The organism is Peptoniphilus indolicus ATCC 29427 (assembly GCF_000227315.1).
GTDB classification, from domain to species: Bacteria; Bacillota; Clostridia; order Tissierellales; family Peptoniphilaceae; genus Peptoniphilus; species Peptoniphilus indolicus.
Genome location: NZ_JH165061.1, coordinates 1,183,488 through 1,187,942, shown reverse-complemented (window position 1 = coordinate 1,187,942; position 4,455 = coordinate 1,183,488). Strand labels below are relative to the sequence as shown.

The 4,455-nt window shown below is 32.5% G+C and carries 4 protein-coding genes; 2 read left to right on the top strand and 2 right to left on the bottom strand.

Annotation, left to right across the window (positions count from 1 at the left end; translation table 11 throughout):
- The first annotated feature begins 293 nt into the window (after positions 1-293).
- A complete protein-coding gene (locus HMPREF9129_RS10620) occupies positions 294-788 on the top strand; it encodes a 3'-5' exonuclease (RefSeq protein ID WP_004821149.1) in 495 nt (164 codons plus the stop codon).
- A gap of 13 nt (positions 789-801) precedes the next feature.
- The gene (mgtE, locus tag HMPREF9129_RS05310; RefSeq protein ID WP_004821148.1) at positions 802-2,163 is read left to right on the top strand and encodes a magnesium transporter; all 1,362 of its coding nucleotides are present in this window, start codon (positions 802-804) and stop codon (positions 2,161-2,163) included.
- Positions 2,164-2,196: 33 nt separating this feature from the next.
- Here mgtE and HMPREF9129_RS05305 read toward each other — a convergent pair whose 3' ends face one another.
- Both HMPREF9129_RS05305 and HMPREF9129_RS05300 read right to left on the bottom strand, forming a co-directional pair.
- Complete coding sequence (locus HMPREF9129_RS05305) at positions 2,197-2,691, bottom strand: GNAT family N-acetyltransferase (protein ID WP_004821145.1); 495 nt, start codon at positions 2,689-2,691, stop codon at positions 2,197-2,199.
- Between the two features lie 62 nt (positions 2,692-2,753).
- On the bottom strand, positions 2,754-4,455 hold a 1,702-nt coding region (locus HMPREF9129_RS05300), incomplete at its 5' end, for a heavy metal translocating P-type ATPase (protein WP_040552579.1).

Genomic DNA, 4,455 nt, shown 5'->3' with positions numbered 1-4,455 from the left:
CTTCTCTTGGATTGGTTGAATATTTTAGAAAGAAATAAAAGTTGAATTTAACGTCAAGGGAAATAGATTGTAAATTTTTTAATCATTTTGTGGTTAGAGATGTACTCAACATAATAAAATTTAGTTATAATATGGATGATATAGATTTATTTTCAGAAATATATTACAAAATAAAAGGATATATCTCAAAAAACATATTTTATTTTTAAAAAGAGTTATTCAAAAATATTTTAAGGTCTTTAATAAATTATCCCGAGCTTCCTAGTTATTATAGAGATAACATATTCTCTCTTATGAATGACTTTAAAAAACTTAAATCTCTAAAGATTCATGAACAAATTGAATATGTGTTATACTCAATGGGGTATGATAATTATCTAAATGATTTTGCAAATAAGTTTGGATTCAGTTATTCTTCTTTGGCTGAATTTATTCACTATTTAAAATTTATAGCCGAAAGTTCTGATGATTTAGAAAGTCTTATAGGTCGGTTGAAACATTTAGAAGCTCTACTTTCAAAACCAACTATCAAAAAATCTAACTTAACACTTTCAACTATCCACTCTGTAAAAGGATTGGAGTTTGATTGTGTTTTTGTCGTTGATATAGTTGATGGAGTAATACCGTCTAATCAAAGCGATAATGAACTGGACTCAGAAGAGGAACGTAGATTATTTTATGTAGCAATGACTCGTGCTAAAGAATCTCTATTTCTTTTAGCTCCTAAAACTCATAATTCTAAACCTGCTATGAGTTCACCATTTATTAACGAAATTTCAAAATACTGAGGAGGTGTATCTTATGGAAATGGATATTGACATAGAAAAGGAAATTATCAAAAAAATAGAAGATATAGTTTCATATAATGATGTAGAAGGTGCTGTAAATTTGTGTAAAGAAGTCCACTATGTCGATATTTGTGAGGCACTTGATGAAATGGAAGATTATCAAGTAAAAGCCTTTATTAAGATGCTACCGTTTGAGGATGTCGCAGGGCTTTTAGAAAGTAGTTGGGATGATTTTCAATTACTTGTAACACCTTTTTTCACTAATGCAGAACTTATAAATATATTCTCTTACATGACTAATGCTGATGTAGCTGATTTATTGGGTTTTCTTTCTACTTCACGTAGAAAAGAACTTTTAAGATATATGAAAGATTCTGATTCTGATATTTTGAAGATGATACTTTCATTTGATGCAGAAAGTTGCGGTGGTATCATGACCACTGAGTTTATTGCATTAAAAGAAAATTTAACTGTTAGACAAGCAATTATAAAAATTAAAGAAATTGCCCCCATTACCGAAATAATAGACTATCTTTTGATAACTGATAAGCTCCATAAATTACAAGGCATTGTCGATTTAAGGCAACTGTTGGTAGCAGATGATACCACTCTATTAAAAGAATTACTTGAAGATTTTCCCTTCTATGTTTTTGCAACTGACGATCAAGAAGAAGCTTCAAATATGATTACAAAATACGATTTGGAAATTTTACCCGTAGTTAACCATAGTATGGCCGTTTTGGGTGTAATCACTGCCGATGACATAGTTTCTGTCATAGACCAAGAGTACACTGAAGATATCCTTGCTATGGGGGGTGTAAGCCAAGACGAAGAATTTGACTCTGAATTCTTTGAAAGTTTTAAAAACAGAATTCCCTGGCTTATTGTAAATTTATTTACAGCATTTTTGGCGGCTTCTGTAGTTGGGATGTTCTCAGATACCATTGAAGCAGTTGTAGCACTTTCAGCGGCAATGCCAATTGTTACCGGCATGGGTGGAAATGCTGGAAATCAAACTCTTGCAATTGTACTGACTTCTTTGGCAAGAGGTGATATGGACTTAATTAAGGATTGGCGTCTTATCTTTAAAGAGATAGGGTTAGGACTTTTAAACGGTGCCATAATAGGTGTAGGTGCCGGTGTAATATTGGCAATTATGTACTCAAATCCTTTCCTTGGCGTAATTATGTTTTTTTCAATGATTTTAAACATAATATTAGCCGGAATAACAGGATTTTTAATCCCTCTTATCTTAGATAAGGTAAATATTGACCCGGCTGTTGCCTCATCAATATTTTTAACAACTTTTACAGATACTTGTGGATTCTTTATATTCTTAGGTCTTGCGTCTGTATTCTTAAACAAATTAATATGAGATTAAAAAATTCCCCTTATCACAGGGGAATTTCTACTTTATAAGTTTTTCATATGCAAGTCTTGGAACTCCATTATATAGATAGACTTTTCCACATTTAGTGTATCCACTCTTAGCTAAAATCTTTTGCATAGATATATTATCTGAATGTGTGTCCACTCTAACCGACTCTTTTCCATTTTCTAATGCCAACTTTTCTATTTCATTGAACATTTTGTTCGTATAGCCTTTTCCACTTTTTGAAGACTTTGTAGTCACTCTGTGAATTGCATAGTAATTTTCATTTCCTATCCACTCTCCATCATAGATTTTATCATAATCTGAGTCGTGCTCCACGTGGAGCGCTGTTGAAACTATTTCTCCATCGTCTTCTAAGACATATATTGCACCTATGTTATCCATTGATGCCTTTGGTAAATTTACACCTTGCCATTGGTCTATCCCTCGCTCTTTTAAAAGCTCAGAACCAGCTTTATACATTTCATTTAATAAATCAATTTCATCAACTTTTGCTTTTCTATATTCCATAAACTCTCCTATGTTTAATTACTTCCTAATAACTATACAATGTCTTGATTAAAAAGTAAAATCTATGAATTCAAAGCTCTCATTGAATTAAAAATTGCAATTATCGTAACTCCTACATCTGCAAAAACTGCCGCCCACATACTTGCAACTCCAAAAAAACCAAGCACTAAAACTATAAATTTGACAATTAATGCAAAACTAATATTTTGTTTTACTATATTGTTTGTCTTGTTTGAAATTTTCATTCCCTTTAGTATCTTTGAAATCTCATCTGTCATTATAACTACATCTGCTGACTCTATTGCAATATCAGAGCCTATAGTTCCCATCGCCATTCCTATGTCTGCCCTTGCAAGCACCGGCGCATCATTTACTCCATCTCCAACAAATGCCACTTTACCTTTAGCATTCTTTATGCTATCTTCAAGAATTCTAACCTTATCAGCCGGTAACAATTCTCCGTGGAAATTTTCGATTCCAAGCTCTTCTGCAACTCTCTTTACATTTTTATTTTTATCTCCGGATAAAAGCGTAAGTTTTATTCCTTTCTTCTTTAAAGCTTTTAAATCCTCTAAAATATTATTCTTCAATGTATCTTCTACAACTACATATCCCAAGAGTTCATCTTCTCTAGCGACATATACAACCACGCCATTTTCTTCAAAATTTTCGTGTTCAATATTGTATTTCTTTAAAAGTTTGTCACTGCCAACTAAAACTCTTTTTTTATCATACTCATATTTAATCCCATAGCCCGCAATTTCATCTAGGTTTTCAATTTCCAATGTATCTCCCCTGTAATAAGAATTTATAGCTGTGGCTACAGGGTGATTTGAATTTCTCTCAGCAGAATATGCAAATTTTAAAACTTCATTTTCATCGACATTTATTCCAACAACTTTCACAACGCTAAATTTACCTTTAGTAAGAGTTCCTGTCTTATCGAAAAACAACTCTTTTATATCCGCTAGAGCTTCAAGATAATTTCCACCTTTTACAAAAATCCCCTCTCTTGACGCTGAACCTATTCCTGCAAAAACACCAAGCGGTACTGAAAGTACAAATGCACACGGACAAGAAACTACTAAAAATGTGCAGGCTCTAAATAGTGCATCTTTCCACTCCAATATTCCCGTTACCGGCGATAATGCCATTAGAGTAGCTATTCCTACGACCATTGGAGTATAAATTTTTGAAAATCTCGTAATCAATCTTTCAGTAGTACTCTTTCTTGCAGAAGCATTTTCTACCATATCAACTATTTTGGAAATTGTAGTGTTATCATAGTTTGAAGTCACTCTTATCTTCAATAGTGATGTAGTGTTTACACAACCTGACACAACAATATCACCCTCTTCTACAAACCTTGGTAAAGACTCTCCTGAAATCATAGATGTGTCAAGATTTGAACTCCCTTCTACAATTTTTCCATCTAAAGGAATTTTTTCACCCGGTTTTACAATTATAGAATCTCCAACAGTTATTTCTTCCGGTCTAACTTTTACAATATTTCCATTTACTTCAATGTTCGCATACTCAGGTTTTAATTCTAATGCTGATTTAATTGAATTTCTTGATTTATCCACTGCTCTATCTTGGAATAATTCACCCACATTGTAAAACAACATAACTGCTATCGCTTCAGGATATTCTCCTATAACAAGTGCTCCTAATGAAGCAACACTCATTAAAAATTCTTCATCTAGAAAATCTCCATTTTTTATTTTCTTTATTGCTGAAAAGATTACTTCATATCCGGCTAAT